We start from the raw sequence: 15,177 nt of genomic DNA, 5'->3' as shown, positions 1-15,177 counted from the left end.
GCAGCGATGTCCACAGTCCACATCAAGCCCGTCCCGGTCACCCCTGAAGCGGTGATCGCGGTGGCCCGCGAACACGCCCGGGTCGTGATCGACGCCGAGGCCCGCGAGGCCATGGCCGCGAGCCGGGCGATCGTGGACGCGATCGAGCGCGAAGGCCGTCCCGTCTACGGCGTCTCAACCGGTTTCGGCGCCCTCGCGAACACCTTCGTCGAGCCCGAGCGGCGAGCCGAGCTCCAGCACGCGCTCATCCGATCCCACGCCGCCGGCGTCGGCGAACCGATGCCCGAAGAAGTCGTGCGCGCCATGATGCTCCTGCGCCTGCGCTCCCTCGCGATGGGGCGCTCGGGGGTCCGACCCCAGGTCGCCGACGCGCTCGCGGCGCTCCTCAACGCCGACATCACCCCATGGGTTCCGCGCCACGGCTCGCTCGGCGCCTCCGGCGACCTCGCGCCGCTCGCGCACTGCGCGCTGGTCCTCCTCGGCGAAGGCTGGGTCCTCGAGGCGGACGGCGGCCGCGTCGACGCCGCCCCGGTCCTCGAACGTGCGGGCATCGCGCCGATCACCTTGTCCTCCAAGGAAGGCCTCGCCCTCATCAACGGCACTGACGGGATGCTCGGCATGCTCGTCCTGGCCGTCGCCGACCTCCGCCACCTCTTCACGATGGCCGACGTCTGCGCCGCACTGTCCAATGAGGCCATGCTCGGCTCGGACCGCCCGTTCCAGCCCGAACTGCACGAGATCCGCCCCCAGCCGGGTCAGGCGAAGAGCGCCGCGAACATGCACAAGCTCCTGCAGGACTCCGAGGTCATGGACTCCCACCGGAACGACCTCGCCCACGCCGTCCAGGACGCGTACTCGATGCGGTGCGCCCCGCAGGTCGCGGGCGCAGCGCGTGACGTGCTCGCCTACGCCGAGACCGTGGCCGCGCAGGAACTGCGCTCGATCGTCGACAACCCGGTGGTCATGCCGGACGGCAGGGTCGAATCGACGGGCAACTTCCACGGCGCCCCGCTCGGCTACGCGGCCGATTTCCTCGGCATCGCGGCAGCCGACGTCGGCTCGATCTCGGAACGACGGGTCGACCGCCTCCTCGACGTCACCCGCAACCGCGGCCTGCCGGCCTTCCTCAGCCCCGACCCGGGCGTGAACTCGGGGCTCATGATCGCCCAGTACACGGCTGCGGGCATCGTCGCCGAGAACCGCAGGCTCGCGGCCCCCGCCTCGGTCGACTCGGTCCCCACCTCCGGCATGCAGGAAGACCACGTCTCAATGGGCTGGGCCGCGGCCTGCAAACTCCGGACGATCATCGACAACCTCGGCACCCTGCTCGCGGTAGAACTCCTCGCCGGGGTCCAAGGCCTCCAGCTGCGCCAGCCCTTGATCCCGAGCCCGGCCGCCCGGGTCGCGATCGCCGCGGTAGGCCCCATCGCCGGCAAGCCGGGCCCGGACCAGTTCATGGCACCGGTCATCGAGCAGGTCAAGCACCTCGTCGGGAGTCCGATACTGAGAAGCGAGATCGAAACCGCAGTCGGCTCGCTCCACTGATTGCAGACCGGTGTCAGCCCAGACTGCGCGAACCCCGACTGGCGATCTTGAGGCAACTCCACGCGAAGGCCGGCGGTTTCAGGGAAGTCCTCGATGCGAGGTGCTGCGCGAAGCATCTCCTTGAAGGCTGGAACGGCTTCGCTTGGTTCGTTTCCCATGGGCGCCATGCAAGGAGCCGGGCGAGTCGGTGCTGTAATGGGAGCCCACTCGATCCCCGGAGGTTCCATGACTGCGACACCAGGTGCCGTCAACGGCGTGCACGCCTACCTTGCACTCCAGGTGGAGACGCTGCACCGGTACCGGGAACCGGTCATTCGGGCTGAACCGGACGCAGTGCACCGCATGCGGGTCGCCACCCGCCGACTGCGCTCGCTGCTGTCCACCTACTCGGGCCTGTACGAGGAGGCGCCGCTGAATCGCAGGAGGCTGCGCTGGCTCGCCGACGAACTCGGGAAGGTCCGGGACCTCGAGGTGCTGCGGATGCGCTTCGCGAAGCGGCTCGGTGACGAGCGGCCGGAATGGTTCGCGGCCTTGGCCGAGCAGGAACGCCTCGCCTACGGGCCGCTGGCGCAGGCGTGCAGCCGGGAGCGGACGACCAAGCTGCTCAACGCGGCCGAACACATGGCGACCTCACCGTCATTCGCGCCGCTCGCGGACGAGCCGGTGGAATCCGTGCTCGGCCCCATCGTCGAAACCGCTCGGCAGGACCTGTCGCGCGCATTCGACGCCATTGAGGGCGCCGCCGATCCCGACGAAGCCCGCCATGCTGCTCGCAACGTGGCCAAGAAGACCCGCTACACCGCCGAGGCCGCCGTGGACCTCGGCGAGACCGCCGCGGCGGTGGCGGCCGAAGCCAAGCGGCTGCAGAACCTGTTCGGGCGCTGCCAGGACGACGTGGTCGCGATCGCGTACCTGGAGGCGCACGCGCCCGATTCGCCGCTCCTCGAACGCGAACACCGAGCCCACGCCAAGCACCTCGCCAAGGCCGAGGCCGCGCTGGCCGAGCGCAGCGGTTCCTGAAGTCCTCCAGCGTCTCCCGCGTGCAGAGCGCCGCAGGCATAGAACGACCCGGCGGAAGTGATTCCGCCGGGCCGTGGAGGGGACGACAATAGGGGTTAGAGGCCGGAGAGTTTCTGGCCCGCGCGGATCACGGCCATGCCGAGGCGGTCGCCCGGGCGGCGTCCGAGACGCTCTATGGGGCCGGACACCGAGATCGCGGCGACGACGCGGCCGGTCTTGTCGCGCACCGGGGCTGAGACGCTGACCACACCGGGTTCGCGTTCGGCGACCGACTGCGCGAAGCCGCGGCGGCGGACCTCCGCGAGGGTCTTCGAGGAGAATCGGCACTTGGGCAGCAGCGGGAGGATTCCTTCCGGGGGCTCCCAGGCGAGCAGCACCTGCGCGCCGGAGCCCGCCGTCATCGGCAGGCCCGCGCCGACGGGCACCGTGTCGCGCAGCCCGGAGGCGCGCTCGGCGGCGGCCACGCAGACTCGTTCGTCGGCCCGCCTGCGATACAGCTGGGTCGATTCGCCCGTCTGGTCGCGGAGGAGGTTGAGCACTGGTTCGGCGGCACTGAGGAGGACGTCGGCCGTCGACCCGGCGAGCTCGCCGAGTTTCGGACCGGGGCGCCAACGGCCCTCGTGGTCGCGTTGCAGCATCTCGTGGGCTTCGAGGGCCTGTGCGAGCCGGTGGGCCGTGGCCCTGGGCAATCCGGTCTCGTGCACGAGCTCAGCCAGGCTGGCGCCGTTGGTGCAAGCCGTGAGGATGAGCACCGCCTTGTCAAGGACGCCGACTCCGCTGATAGTATTCGTTCTCACGAGCTGAACATTACCTCCCATATTTCGAGAAGTCCAACGACTGGGAACAGAGATGTCACCTACACCACACGAATCCGAGGGAACGGAACCGCGCACCCTCGCGCAGAAGGTCTGGGACGCCCACGTAGTACGCACGGGCGGCCAGCAACCCGATCTGCTCTACATCGACCTGCACCTCCTCCACGAGGTGACCAGCCCCCAGGCCTTCGACGGCCTCCGGGTGGCCGGGCGCAAAGTCCGCCGGACCGATCTCACGATCGCGACCGAGGACCACAACACGCCCACCGACAACCTCTTCACCATCGCGGACCCGACCAGCCGCAAGCAGATCGAGACGCTCCGCGCCAACTGCGAGGAATTCGGCGTCCGCATCCACTCGCTCGGTGACGAGAACCAGGGCGTCGTCCACGTCGTGGGACCCCAGCTGGGACTCACCCAGCCGGGCATGACCGTCGTGTGCGGCGACTCCCACACCTCGACGCACGGCGCGTTCGGCTCGATCGCGTTCGGCATCGGCACCAGCGAGGTCGAGCACGTGCTCGCCACGCAGACCCTGCCGCAGGCGAAGCCGAAGTTCATGGCCGTCACCGTGAACGGCTCGCTGCCCGAAGGCGTCTCGGCGAAGGACCTGATCCTCAAGGTCATCTCCATCACCGGCACCGGCGGCGGCAAGGGCCACATCGTCGAATACCGCGGCCAGGCCATCGAGGAGCTCTCGATGGAAGGCCGCATGACGGTGTGCAACATGTCGATCGAGTGGGGCGCCAAGGCCGGCATGATCGCCCCTGACGAGAAGACCTACGACTACGTCAAGGGCCGCGCGCACGCGCCCAAGGGCGAGGAGTGGGACGCCGCCGTCGAGTACTGGCAGACCCTCAAGACCGACGAGGGCGCCGTCTTCGACAAGGAGATCGTCATCGACGCGGCCTCGTTGAGCCCGTTCGTCACCTGGGGCACCAACCCCGGCCAGGGCGTCGAGCTCTCCGGCACCGTGCCCGCGCCCGAGGACTTCGACGACCCGATCGCGCGGACCACCGCCGCCGGGGCCCTGGAGTACATGGGCCTCGAAGCCGGCACGCCGATGCGCGAGATCGACGTCGACGTCGTCTTCCTCGGCTCGTGCACCAACGGCCGCATCGAAGACCTGCGCACCGCCGCTGAGGTCATCAAGGGCCGCAAGGTCGCCGAAGGCGTCAACATGATGGTCGTGCCCGGCTCCGCGAAGGTCCGCGAGCAGGCCATCGCCGAAGGCCTCGACAAGGTCTTCATCGACGCGGGCGCCGACTGGCGCTTCGCCGGCTGTTCGATGTGCCTGGGCATGAACCCGGACCAGCTGACGCCCGGCCAGCGGGCCGCCTCCACCTCGAACCGCAACTTCGAGGGCCGCCAAGGCAAGGGCGGGCGCACGCACCTGGTGAGCCCGGCCGTCGCCGCCGCCACGGCCGTCACCGGCCATCTCGCCAGCCCGGCGGATCTGTAGGAAGGGCAGGGAATCATGGACAAGTTCACGACCCACACCGGCCAGGTCGCGCCGCTGCGGCGCTCCAACGTCGACACCGACCAGATCATCCCGGCCGTGTACCTCAAGCGGGTCACCAAGACCGGCTTCGAGGACGGCCTGTTCGCCGAATGGCGCGAGGACGAGAAGTTCCTCCTCAACCAGCCGGAGTACCAGAACGCCACGATCCTGGTCACCGGCACCGAGTTCGGCACCGGCTCCTCGCGCGAGCACGCCGTCTGGGCCCTGAAGGACTACGGGTTCAAGGCGGTCATCGCCCCGCGCTTCGGAGACATCTTCCGCGGCAACTCCCTCAAGAACGGTCTGTTGACTGTGGAGTTGCCCGAAGCGGCCGTCGAGGAGCTGTGGCTGCGCGCCGAACTCCACCCGGAGTCGGAGATCACCGTGGACCTCGAGGCCTGCGAAGTCCGTGCGGGGGACCGCACCTGGGGCTTCGAGTTCGACGAGTTCCTGCGCTGGCGCATGATGGAGGGCCTCGACGACGTCGCCCTGACGCTGCGCGACGAGGACAAGATCGCCGCCTTCGAGTCGAACCGGGACGCTTGGCGGCCTAGGACTCTCCCCGTTCAGGTCTAGTGTCCTGAGCCCGATCCAGTTAGCAATCACGTACGGAGCCGGTGGCATCGCCACCGGCTCCAGGCGTGTTCGGGTCCCTCCCAACAGGGTTGCGAGCGTCGATTTCGGGCACCTGAATAAAAATTCCCTGCGACACAACGGGTCTATTTTCGCGGAAACAGTTGCGTTCGCTTTCGAAACGTCATAACGTGCGCTTAACAAGCTGGTATGGCTTCAAGGACTATCGGGAGGGTAGGACTCGTGAACAAGGCAGAGTTCGTCGAACGGATCGCCGCACGCACTGGCGACCGCGCCGCTGCGAAAGAAGTCGTGGATGTCGCGATCGACGAGATACAGCGCGCGGTGGTGAAAGGGGAGAAAGTCTCCTTCGCCGGTTTCGGCGTCTTCGAGAAGCGCCAACGCGCCGCTCGGATGGCGCGCAACCCCCGCACCGGGGAAGCGGTGAAGGTCAAGAAGACCGTGGTCCCCGCGTTCCGTCCGGGCACCGGGTTCAAGGAGCTCGTGACCGGCAAGCGCAAGGCCGCCAAGTCCGCCACCGCCAAGAAGGCGGCGCCGGCGAAGAAGGCCGCCGCGAAGAAGGCGACCAAGAAGACGGCCGCCAAGAAGACCACGCGGGCCGCCTCCACGGCGACCCGGTCGACCGCCACGAGCCGCGTGGGGGCCAAGAAGACCGCGGCGCGGAAGACCACGGCCAAGAAGGCCTCGCCCGCGAAGAAGGCCGTGCGCAAGACCGCGGCGAAGTCCGCCGCGAAGAAGACCACGGCCAAGAAGACCATGAAGCGCGGACGTAGCTGATGCCGCGGCCCCGAACCGGTTCGGGGCACGGTGAGGCGCCCGTCCGTACTCGCACGGGGAAGAGGGCATTCAGGAGCCACCTGAATGCCCTCGTGCTTTACCCGGGCTTTACCTGGAGGAGTGCCTCAGGCGCGACCACTCAGTGGGACGCGGCACCGCTCGCGACTGCGTCGGAGAAGTCATTGCCGAACTTCCCCTCTGGATCGACGCGAGCGCGAAGTTTCTCGAAGTCGCCCATTCGCGGATAACGCGAGCAGACCTCATCCATTGGTATCGAAAACAATTTACCCCAATGCGGCCGCGGTGAGAACGGTTCCAAAGCCGCCTCCGCCGCCGACATCACCGGCTCGACCGCCGCGAAGTCACTCACCCAAGTGAAATGCAGGCCCACTGTGTCGCGCCCGAATGCGGGCGAGAGCCACAGGTCGTCCGCCGCCATCGTGCGCACCTCGCAGATCTGCACGACCGAGGCGAGCTTGTCCCCGAGCCCGGCCAGCGCCTCGAGCGCCGCCGGCGCGTCCGCCCGGTCGACCAGGAACTCCGACTGGAGCTCGTCGCCCGCACTGGGCGTGAACTCGGGCTTGAAGTGCGGGAGGCGCTCGTGCCACGGGCCCGTCTGGCCCTGCTGCACGGTGCACGCCTCCGGGTCCACCCCGGGCACCGGGTGCCGCTTCCCGTCCGCCAGCGGCGCCCCGAACCAGTTCGCCTGCGGGAACGGGTGCGTCTGGTCGGCGGTGCGCTGCTTCACCCAGAACTGGAACACCGGGGACGCGCCCCACGCGGTGAACAGGCTGGTGCTGTAGGCGGCCGAGGTGAGCTCGTCGAAGTGCGCGACCGCCTTGTCGAAGCCCAGGCCGTCGTAGACGTACTGGCGCATCTCGAAGCCCGGCACGAGGTCCAGCGTCACCGTGTGCACGACGCCCAAGGCGCCCAGGTGGACCACCGAGCCGGGGAAGTCCTCGTCGCCGCGCGCGACCGTGCGCAGCTCCCCATCGGGGCCGATGAACTCGATGGCGGCCACGGCGGTCGCGAGGTTCCCGTTGCCGTTCCCCGAACCGTGCGTGCCGGTCGCGATCGAACCGGCGACGGAGATGTGCGGCAGGGACGCCATGTTGTGCAGCGCGAACCCGGCGCGGTGCACCGCATCGCTCAACGCGGCGTACGTGATCCAGCCGGAGGCGCGGACAGTGCCGGTGAGGGCGTTGATGGTCACCTCGGGCTCGATGCCCGCGAGCGAGAGCATCGTCGCGTCGGAGGCCGCGATCGCGTTGAACGAGTGGCCCGAGCCGAGCACGCGCAGACGCGACGCGGCGGCCACGGCCGCCCGGGCCTCGTCGAGCGTCGCGGGCGCCTCGAAGCGGCTGGGGGAGAAGCGGATGTTCCCGGCCCAGTTCTGCAGGGCGGTGGGGGAGCGGTCCGACACGGCGGTATTCCTCCTTGTAGGCGCGCCAGGGCGCACACAGAGCGGTGGGGCGGCCAACGGTACCGCGAAGGCCGCGCAGGAGGCACGCGAGCGGTCCAGGGGGCGGGAACACGGCAAGCAACGCCGCCGTGACCACAGCCACGGCAACTGCCGGACTGTCGTACCCCCAATGTCAGGGCTTTGACCGGGGCCTGCGATACGGCGCTCAGCGCCTCGGCCCGTGCCCGCGAACCGCGTCAGCGGAACCGGCTCTCCTAGAGCCGCTCCACTCCCACGAGCTTCTGGCCCGACAGGGACAGCACCCACGCCTCCCCGGGCCTCGTCGAGACATCCGGGGTCTCCACCCCGTCCTCGTCCGCCAGGATCGCCACCGTGTCGCTCACGACCTCCGGCTCGGCGCACACGATCGCCGCACCGCCGCCGCCCGCGAGCTCGCGGATGCGCGCACCCGAGCGCTCGGGATTGCGTTCGTGCGCTTCGGTGTCGAACGCCGCATCGCCGCTCAGCCTGCACCGCACCGCCTGCGCGATCGGCTCCAGCGTCTGCACGCTCGCGCGACCGGTCGCGCTGAACGCCCGATCCGGCTGGTACAGCGACGCCAGCGACGCCACCCGCACCGCCTGGTCCTGCCCGCGCGCGCTCAACGGCCGCGCCACATCGGGCCCGTCCCAATCCTGCTCGACCTCCGCCGGAGCCACCAGCAGCACCGTCGCGGTCACCGCGGGCAGCTCCCCGAACGCCTTGAGCACCTGCTGGTCCCGCGGCCGCGTCAACGCCTCCCGCGCCTCCGCGAGGGTGATCCAGCGCCGCTCGCCGATCTCCTCGTCAGCGGTGAACGCCGCATCCGGCTTCTCGGTGCGCATCGACCAGTAGTCGACGTACTTCAGCACGTCGCCTTCGGGATTCGGCAGCACATACGAGGCACGGCACAGCCGCATCTGCGGAATGACCGGAATCCCGGTCTCCTCCTCGACCTCCCGGCACGCCGCCGCGAGGGGGTGCTCGCCAGGGTCGAGCTTGCCCTTCGGCAGCGACCAGTTCCCGACCTTGGGCCGCCACACGGCGATCACTTCCACGAGGCCGCGCTCGCCGTTGCGCCACAACAGGCCGCCAGCGGCGGCGATCTGCCTCTGCGGCGCCCCGTTCCCGACAGTGTCCTGTTCCACACTCACGCTTCATACGGTACTGGGACTCACCCAATCGCGGGAAGTCTGCCACTCGCGCGGAGTAGGCGCGGCACGCCGCGTCTAGGCGTGCATCGTGGGAATGCGGACCGCGACGACGCGCCCTTCGGGGTCGGTGTCGAGGTCGACGCGCTGGCCGAGGCGGAGGAACCGCAGGCCGGAGACGGCGAAGGCCGCCGCGTCGAAGGCGACGCGGCGGCCGCTCAGTTCGGGAGGACTGTCGAGGACCACCTCGCCGGAGGTGTCCTCGTTGAAGTTCGAGACGGTGCCCTGCATGATCTCAGCTTGGCCCATGCGGAGCCCGAAATCCAGGCGCTACTCGCGGCTGTGCTTGCTTGTGCGGAACTACTTCCGACCGCGCTATTTGCGAATCTGGGGGTTGTTGCGGCCGCCGAGGGCCTTCTTCGCTTTGAGGCCGAGCCAGACGACGCCGCCGACGATGGCGATGAAGAGGGCGAAGTTGAAGATGAAGGCGAGGATGCCGCCGATCGCTTCGAGCGCGAATTGGATCACGTTCACCACGATGATCACGGCGATGACCGCGCCGCCGAACAGTGCCGCGAGCCAACCGAAGAGACGCCAGTTCATGTACTCACTCCGAGTCGAGTCGAGATTCGAGCCGGCACGTCCGGCCGGCTGGGTAGATGTCATTGTGACTCTATGATGACATCATAGCGGGTTTCGCGCAACCCTCGGGTACCGCCGCTCCGTTGCCGCGCTTCGCGTCCCGCGCGCCGCGTACCTGGGGGTTCACTCGACGTAGCGGCGTACCCCGCGGCGGGGAGTCAAACCCCACGCTTTGCTTACCGTCGCCTGAAGGGCCCGGCGCGGGAGTTAGAGTGCAATGCACTGACGATCCCGTACACGACGGCACAGGCCGAGCCCAGACGGCCGAGCCCTTCCCCGAGAAAGCGAGCCAGCAGGTGACCGAGCCGAGGCCCGAGGCGCAGTACACCTTCCGCCGCAAAGGCGGCGACGCCCTCCGCCCCGACGTCCGCGTCTACGCCAACATCGTCAAGGGCGCCATGCTCGGACTGAGCAGGCGCAACTGGGCCGGCATGGAGCACATCCCGCTCAAGGGCCCCGCGATCCTGGTCTGGAACCACTACTCGGACATCGACCCGCTCCTGGTCGTGCACTACGTCTACAACGCCGGCCGCCACCCCAGGTTCCTCCTCAAGGAGTCGATCCTGCGCATCCCCCTGGTCGGCCCGCTCGTGCGCAGCACCGGCCAGATCCCCGTCAAGCGCGGCAGCGCCGAGGCCGCGGACTCCCTGCGCACCCTCGAACGCGAACTCGCCCAAGGGCACGTGGTCATCATGTCCCCCGAGGGCACGGTCACGAAGGAGCCGAACCGCTGGCCGATGCGCGGCAAGACCGGCATCGCCCGTCTCGCCCTCGAATCCGGCGCGCCCGTGATCCCGATCGTCCAGTGGGGCGCCCTCGGCATCCACGACCGCAAGCGCGACCCCAAGTTCAAGATCGGGCGCAAGCCCGTCACGGTCCGGGCGCTCCCGCCCGTCGACCTCTCCCCCTGGCAGAGCAAGCAACCCACCCGCGAGGACCTCGCGGCGGTCACCGACCGCATCATGGAGGCCCTCCGCGCGGGCCTCGCCGAGATCCGCGGCCAGGAAGCACCCCCATTGTTCGATCCCCGGCAGCACCGATCTGATGAAAGCGAGTCTTCCGAGTGAGAGCAGCCGTCATGGGGGCCGGTTCCTGGGGAACCGTGTTCGCCAAGATCCTCGCCGACGCCGGGACGCCGGTCACGGTGTGGGCCAGGCGCGCCGAGGTCGCCGACGCGATCAACGCGAGCCACCGCAACCCGGACTACTTCCCGGACATCGAACTGCCGGGCCTGGTGAGCGCGACCGCCGACCCCGCCGAGGCGCTGCGCGGCGCCGACCTCGTCGTCCTCTCCGTCCCGAGCCAGACGCTGCGCGGCAACCTCGCCGCCTGGGCGGAGCACCTCGAACCGGTTGCGACCCTCCTGAGCCTCATGAAGGGCATCGAACTCGGCACGACCGAGCGCATGACCGAGGTCATCGCCGAGGTCACCGGCGCGCACCAGTCGCGCATCGCGGTCCTCTCCGGCCCCAACCTCGCCCGCGAGATCGCCGAGGAGCAGCCCACCGCCTCTGTCGTGGCGTGCATCGACCACGGCCGGGCCGTCGACGTGCAGAAGGCCGTCACCACCTCCTACTTCCGCCCGTACACGAACACCGACGTGGTCGGCTGCGAACTCGGCGGCGCGGTCAAGAACGTCATCGCGCTCGCCTACGGCATGGCCGCCGGGATGGGCATGGGCGACAACACGAAGGCCACGATCATCACCCGCGGCCTCGCCGAGACCACCCGCCTCGGCATGCGACTCGGCGCGGACCCGACCACGTTCGCCGGGCTCGCCGGGCTCGGCGACCTCGTCGCGACCTGCTCGTCCCCTTTGTCGCGCAACCACACCTTCGGCGAGCAGCTGGGGCTCGGCGCGACTCTCGAAGAGGCCGCCCGCGTCACCAAGCAGACCGCCGAGGGCGTCAAGAGCTGCCGTTCCATCACCGACCTCGCCCGCAAGGTGGGCGTGGAGATGCCGATCTGCGACGCCGTAGAACGGGTGTGCCACGAAGGGCTCGACCCCAGAGCCGCGGTCGCCGAACTCATGGGACGCGAGACCAAACCCGAAATCGACAGTTTGAGGTCCGACGATGCACAATGACAGCTCCGCAAGCTTCGCCGAGGGGACTAAACCGACCGTCGCCGTGTTCTTCGGCGGGCGCAGCGTGGAACAGCCGGTCTCCTGCGCCTCCGGCTCAGGTGTGGCCAAGGCACTGCGCGACAGGGGTTTCGACGTCACCACGATCGGGATCACCCGCGGCGGCGAATGGGTCGAGCTCTCCCCGGACGTCGCGTTCGCGATCGATTCCCCCGAGGCCCTCCCCGAGGTGACCGCCGAGGCCGGCAAGGCTGTCGCGATCGACCTCGGCCCCGGCGCGCAGCCCGTCGCCGACGTCCTCTTCCCGGTCCTGCACGGCCCCTTCGGGGAGGACGGCACGATCCAGGGCCTGTTCGAGATGGCCGGCACGCCGTACGTCGGCTCCGGGGTGCTCTCGAGCGCGCTGTGCATGGACAAGGAGTTCAGCAAGCGGCTCCTCGCCGCCGAAGGCGTCCCGCAGGGCGCGTTCGACGTCCTCAAGGCGGGCGAGGAACTCGACGCCGAAGCCGTGATCGGCAAGCTCGGCCTCCCGATCTTCGTCAAGCCCGCCCGCGCCGGCTCGAGCCTCGGCATCAGCAAGGTCGACTCGGGCGCCGAACTCGCCACGGCGGTCGCGAAGGCCCGCGAGGTCGACGACAAGGTCGTCTTCGAGGCGGCCTTCCAGAACGCCCGCGAGATCGAGATGGGCGTCGTCGAGACGCTCGACGGCGACCTCGAGATCACGTTCCCGCTCGAGGTGCTCGCCAAGGGCGAGGACGGCTGGTTCGACTTCGAGGCCAAGTACCTCGACAACCCCGAGCCGTTCAACCTCCACCCGGACTACCCCGACGGCGTCGCCGAGCAGGCCCAGGCCCTCGCACGCAAGGTCTTCCGGCTCCTCGACTGCCGCGACCTGGCCCGCGTCGACTGCTTCCTCGGCGAGGACGGTGTCGTCTATCTCAACGAGGTGAACACGATGCCGGGCATGACGCCGATGAGCGGCGTGCCGCAGGCCTTCGCCGCCTACGGCATCTCGTACGGCGAGCTCGTAGAGCGCCTGGTCACTCTCGCGGAGGCCCGTGCTCGACGCTCCTGAGCACGGCGAGTACCCTGGCTGAGTTGGCACCACTGTCTCGGTGGTGTCCAGCCACTGCATCACCGTGTGCGCGCCAGTCCCCGGCTACCCCGGGTGCATAACTGAGCGCGCTACACTCACGCGTTCCTGCTGGTCAGGAGCGTACTGTGCCTCGTATCTTCTTCGAGGCGACGCATGAATTACTGGAGAGATCATTGCAAGCTAAGGCGAAAGTCAAGCTTTCCCGATCCCTCGGCATCGCTCTGACGCCGAAGGCCGCCAAGTACATGGAGCGCCGTCCCTACCCTCCGGGGCAGCACGGCCGCGGCCGCAAGAAGGAATCGGACTACAAGAACCAGCTCGTCGAGAAGCAGCGTCTGCGCGCGCAGTACAACATCTCTGAGCGCCAGCTGCGCAACGCCTACGCCGAGGCCGTGCGCAAGCCCGGCAAGACCGGTGAGGTCCTGGTCGGCCTGCTCGAGTCCCGCCTGGACGCCTTCGTGCTCCGCGCCGGATTCGCCCGCACCATCTACCAGGCGCGGCAGTTCGTCAACCACGGCCACTTCACCGTGAACGGCCGCAAGGTCGACATCGCGTCCTACCGGCTCAAGGCCGGCGACTTCGTGCAGGTGCGCAAGAAGTCCCGCGAGACCACGCCGTTCCAGCTGGCCGCCGCCGGCGCCTGGGCGGGCGAGACGACTCCGGCTTACATCGAGGCTCACCTCGAAGGCCTGATCGCCCGCTTCCTCTCGGTGCCCGAGCGCAAGCAGATCCCCGTGATCTGCGACGAGCAGCTCATCGTCGAGTACTACTCGAAGTAAAAGCCTGAGCGAGCAATAAGCGCCGCCCGGCTTTCCGGGCGATCGGGATTCCGGGCGGCGCTCCGCTTGCGTCCGAGTGCCCTCCGTCACGGTCAACCCCCTGGTAGGCGGTATTGGGACGCGAGTAGACTCGCTCAGTGGTGCAGTGCGTCCCCATGTGGGTTGCCCTGCGGCAAGAATGTGGGTAATTGGCATTCAAGCCGCGGCCGGCGAAGCACAGCATCATTCCTACGCCGCCCGAATCCTCGGGCCGGTGTGCCAGTAGCTCCGACCTGTCATGGGTGCGGGGTTTTCAGACCGAGTTGTCACGGTAGCGGAGGACATGCCGAAAAAAGACGGTGCCATCGAGATTGAGGGCAAGGTCGTCGAGTCCCTCCCGAACGCTATGTTCCGGGTGGAACTCACCAACGGCCACAAGGTACTCGCCCACATCAGTGGCAAGATGCGCCAGAACTACATCCGAATCCTCCCCGAGGACCGGGTCGTGGTGGAGCTCTCGCCGTACGACCTGTCGCGCGGGCGGATTGTCTACCGCTACCGCTGACCTGACGACTACACGTAAGTAGGACTCGTGAAAGTCAAGCCGAGCGTCAAAGTGATCTGCAAGAACTGCCGCGTGATCCGCAGGCACGGACGAGTGATGGTTATCTGCTCGTCCGACCCGCGTCACAAGCAGCGTCAGGGCTAACGCAGCACAACGCCAGCAAGAAAGGCCCCAGAAGGGGAAGCCGCCGCCAGTGCGCAAGCACAACCCTCGGCTCGGAGGCCGAGGCTCGCATCGCCCATCAGGGCAGGGGATCAGACCCCGGCGAGAAGGCAGTGGTCAGACCTCCGACAACGCTAGGAGTACGCCTGAATGGCACGCCTGGTTGGAGTCGACCTCCCGCGCGACAAGCGCCTGGAGATCGCACTCACCTACATTTTCGGCATCGGCCGCACGCGTTCGCTTGAGACGATCGCGGCGACCGGCCTCGACCGCGACAAGCGCGTCAAGGACCTCACCGACGAAGAGCTCGTGCAGCTTCGTACGCACATCGAAGAGCACTACCAGGTCGAAGGTGACCTGCGCCGCGAGGTGCAGGCGGACATTCGCCGCAAGATCGAGATCAACTGCTACCAGGGTCTCCGTCACCGCTACGGCCTTCCGGTCCACGGTCAGCGGACCAAGACCAATGCCCGTACTCGCAAGGGTCCGAAGAAGACCGTCGCGGGCAAGAAGAAGGCACGTTAGGAGACCAGCTGATGCCACCGAAGACTCGCGGCGGTTCCAAGAACCCGCGCGCCAAGAAGAAGAACGTGCCCCACGGGCACGCCCACATCAAGAGCACCTTCAACAACACCATCGTGTCGATCACCGACCCGACCGGTGCTGTGATCGCCTGGGCCTCCTCGGGCCAGGTCGGTTTCAAGGGCTCGCGCAAGTCCACCCCGTACGCCGCGCAGATGGCCGCCGAGGCCGCCGCCCGCCGTGCGATGGACAACGGCATGCGCAAGGTCGACGTCTACGTCAAGGGCCCGGGTTCGGGCCGCGAGACCGCGATCCGCTCCCTCCAGGCCGTCGGCCTCGAGGTCGGCTCGATCAACGACGTGACCCCGCAGCCCCACAACGGCTGCCGTCCGCCGAAGCGTCGCCGCGTCTAATACGCGCAGCGTCACCCAAGCGGATATCGTCACCGAAAATCCATGAGTTTTAGGCGTCAAATAGCGGGCGCCCCGAACAAAGGAAACACGCA

Annotated in this window: 18 protein-coding genes; 13 read left to right on the top strand and 5 right to left on the bottom strand. The window is 68.4% G+C overall.

Annotated features, from left to right (window positions below):
* The first annotated feature begins 6 nt into the window (after nt 1-6).
* On the top strand, nt 7-1,545 hold the full coding sequence (hutH, locus tag O1R50_RS18375) for a histidine ammonia-lyase (RefSeq protein ID WP_270111614.1): 1,539 nt from the start codon (nt 7-9) through the stop codon (nt 1,543-1,545).
* Between the two features lie 225 nt (nt 1,546-1,770).
* On the top strand, nt 1,771-2,565 hold the full coding sequence (locus O1R50_RS18370; RefSeq protein WP_270111612.1) for a CHAD domain-containing protein: 795 nt from the start codon (nt 1,771-1,773) through the stop codon (nt 2,563-2,565).
* Nucleotides 2,566-2,660: 95 nt separating this feature from the next.
* On the opposite strand, the gene O1R50_RS18365 is transcribed toward O1R50_RS18370, so the two are convergent.
* Entirely contained in the window at nt 2,661-3,347 is a 687-nt protein-coding gene (locus O1R50_RS18365) for an IclR family transcriptional regulator (RefSeq protein WP_344469158.1), read from the bottom strand.
* A 67-nt stretch (nt 3,348-3,414) separates the two neighbouring features.
* On the opposite strand from O1R50_RS18365, the gene leuC reads away from it, so the two are divergent.
* From leuC to O1R50_RS18350, 3 genes are all read left to right on the top strand, one after another.
* Nucleotides 3,415-4,842, top strand: a complete 1,428-nt coding sequence (gene leuC, locus O1R50_RS18360; protein ID WP_270111610.1) for a 3-isopropylmalate dehydratase large subunit — start codon at nt 3,415-3,417, stop codon at nt 4,840-4,842.
* Between the two features lie 15 nt (nt 4,843-4,857).
* Nucleotides 4,858-5,457, top strand: coding sequence for a 3-isopropylmalate dehydratase small subunit (leuD, locus tag O1R50_RS18355; RefSeq protein WP_270111609.1), 600 nt, complete (start codon nt 4,858-4,860; stop codon nt 5,455-5,457).
* 240 nt (nt 5,458-5,697) lie between these two features.
* Entirely contained in the window at nt 5,698-6,252 is a 555-nt protein-coding gene (locus O1R50_RS18350; RefSeq protein WP_270111608.1) for an HU family DNA-binding protein, read from the top strand.
* Between the two features lie 139 nt (nt 6,253-6,391).
* Here the strand turns inward: O1R50_RS18350 and O1R50_RS18345 are convergent, their stop codons facing one another.
* From O1R50_RS18345 to O1R50_RS18330, 4 genes are all read right to left on the bottom strand, one after another.
* Complete coding sequence (locus O1R50_RS18345; protein WP_270111607.1) at nt 6,392-7,675, bottom strand: D-arabinono-1,4-lactone oxidase; 1,284 nt, start codon at nt 7,673-7,675, stop codon at nt 6,392-6,394.
* Nucleotides 7,676-7,929: 254 nt separating this feature from the next.
* Nucleotides 7,930-8,847, bottom strand: a complete 918-nt coding sequence (locus O1R50_RS18340) for an NUDIX domain-containing protein (protein WP_270111606.1) — start codon at nt 8,845-8,847, stop codon at nt 7,930-7,932.
* Between the two features lie 75 nt (nt 8,848-8,922).
* Nucleotides 8,923-9,153 (bottom strand): cold-shock protein, encoded by a 231-nt coding sequence (locus tag O1R50_RS18335; RefSeq protein WP_270111605.1) that lies wholly within the window; start codon nt 9,151-9,153, stop codon nt 8,923-8,925.
* A 66-nt stretch (nt 9,154-9,219) separates the two neighbouring features.
* Nucleotides 9,220-9,447 carry a hypothetical protein gene (locus O1R50_RS18330; RefSeq protein ID WP_270111604.1) on the bottom strand — a complete coding sequence of 76 codons (228 nt, stop codon included), beginning with the start codon at nt 9,445-9,447 and terminating at the stop codon, nt 9,220-9,222.
* 251 nt (nt 9,448-9,698) lie between these two features.
* On the opposite strand from O1R50_RS18330, the gene O1R50_RS18325 reads away from it, so the two are divergent.
* The 8 genes from O1R50_RS18325 to rpsK all read left to right on the top strand — a co-directional run bounded on the left by O1R50_RS18325 (nt 9,699) and on the right by rpsK (nt 15,085).
* On the top strand, nt 9,699-10,553 hold the full coding sequence (locus O1R50_RS18325) for a lysophospholipid acyltransferase family protein (protein ID WP_270111603.1): 855 nt from the start codon (nt 9,699-9,701) through the stop codon (nt 10,551-10,553).
* 11 nt (nt 10,554-10,564) lie between these two features.
* Nucleotides 10,565-11,572 (top strand): NAD(P)H-dependent glycerol-3-phosphate dehydrogenase, encoded by a 1,008-nt coding sequence (locus O1R50_RS18320; RefSeq protein WP_408612745.1) that lies wholly within the window; start codon nt 10,565-10,567, stop codon nt 11,570-11,572.
* A complete protein-coding gene (locus O1R50_RS18315) occupies nt 11,562-12,644 on the top strand; it encodes a D-alanine--D-alanine ligase family protein (protein WP_270111601.1) in 1,083 nt (360 codons plus the stop codon). The genes O1R50_RS18320 and O1R50_RS18315 overlap by 11 nt, the downstream gene beginning before the upstream one ends.
* Nucleotides 12,645-12,838: 194 nt before the next feature.
* Nucleotides 12,839-13,444, top strand: coding sequence for a 30S ribosomal protein S4 (rpsD, locus tag O1R50_RS18310; protein ID WP_270111600.1), 606 nt, complete (start codon nt 12,839-12,841; stop codon nt 13,442-13,444).
* A gap of 322 nt (nt 13,445-13,766) precedes the next feature.
* A complete protein-coding gene (gene infA / locus O1R50_RS18305; protein ID WP_026929479.1) occupies nt 13,767-13,988 on the top strand; it encodes a translation initiation factor IF-1 in 222 nt (73 codons plus the stop codon).
* A 27-nt stretch (nt 13,989-14,015) separates the two neighbouring features.
* A complete protein-coding gene (gene rpmJ, locus O1R50_RS18300; RefSeq protein ID WP_081913453.1) occupies nt 14,016-14,132 on the top strand; it encodes a 50S ribosomal protein L36 in 117 nt (38 codons plus the stop codon).
* Nucleotides 14,133-14,300: 168 nt separating this feature from the next.
* The gene (rpsM, locus tag O1R50_RS18295; protein ID WP_205325287.1) at nt 14,301-14,675 is read left to right on the top strand and encodes a 30S ribosomal protein S13; all 375 of its coding nucleotides are present in this window, start codon (nt 14,301-14,303) and stop codon (nt 14,673-14,675) included.
* 11 nt (nt 14,676-14,686) lie between these two features.
* Entirely contained in the window at nt 14,687-15,085 is a 399-nt protein-coding gene (gene rpsK, locus O1R50_RS18290) for a 30S ribosomal protein S11 (RefSeq protein ID WP_136529806.1), read from the top strand.
* Nucleotides 15,086-15,177: the final 92 nt, after the last annotated feature.

Source organism: Glycomyces luteolus (assembly GCF_027622875.1).
Lineage (GTDB): Bacteria > Actinomycetota > Actinomycetes > Mycobacteriales > Micromonosporaceae > Glycomyces > Glycomyces luteolus.
This window is presented reverse-complemented; position numbering and strand designations above follow the sequence as displayed.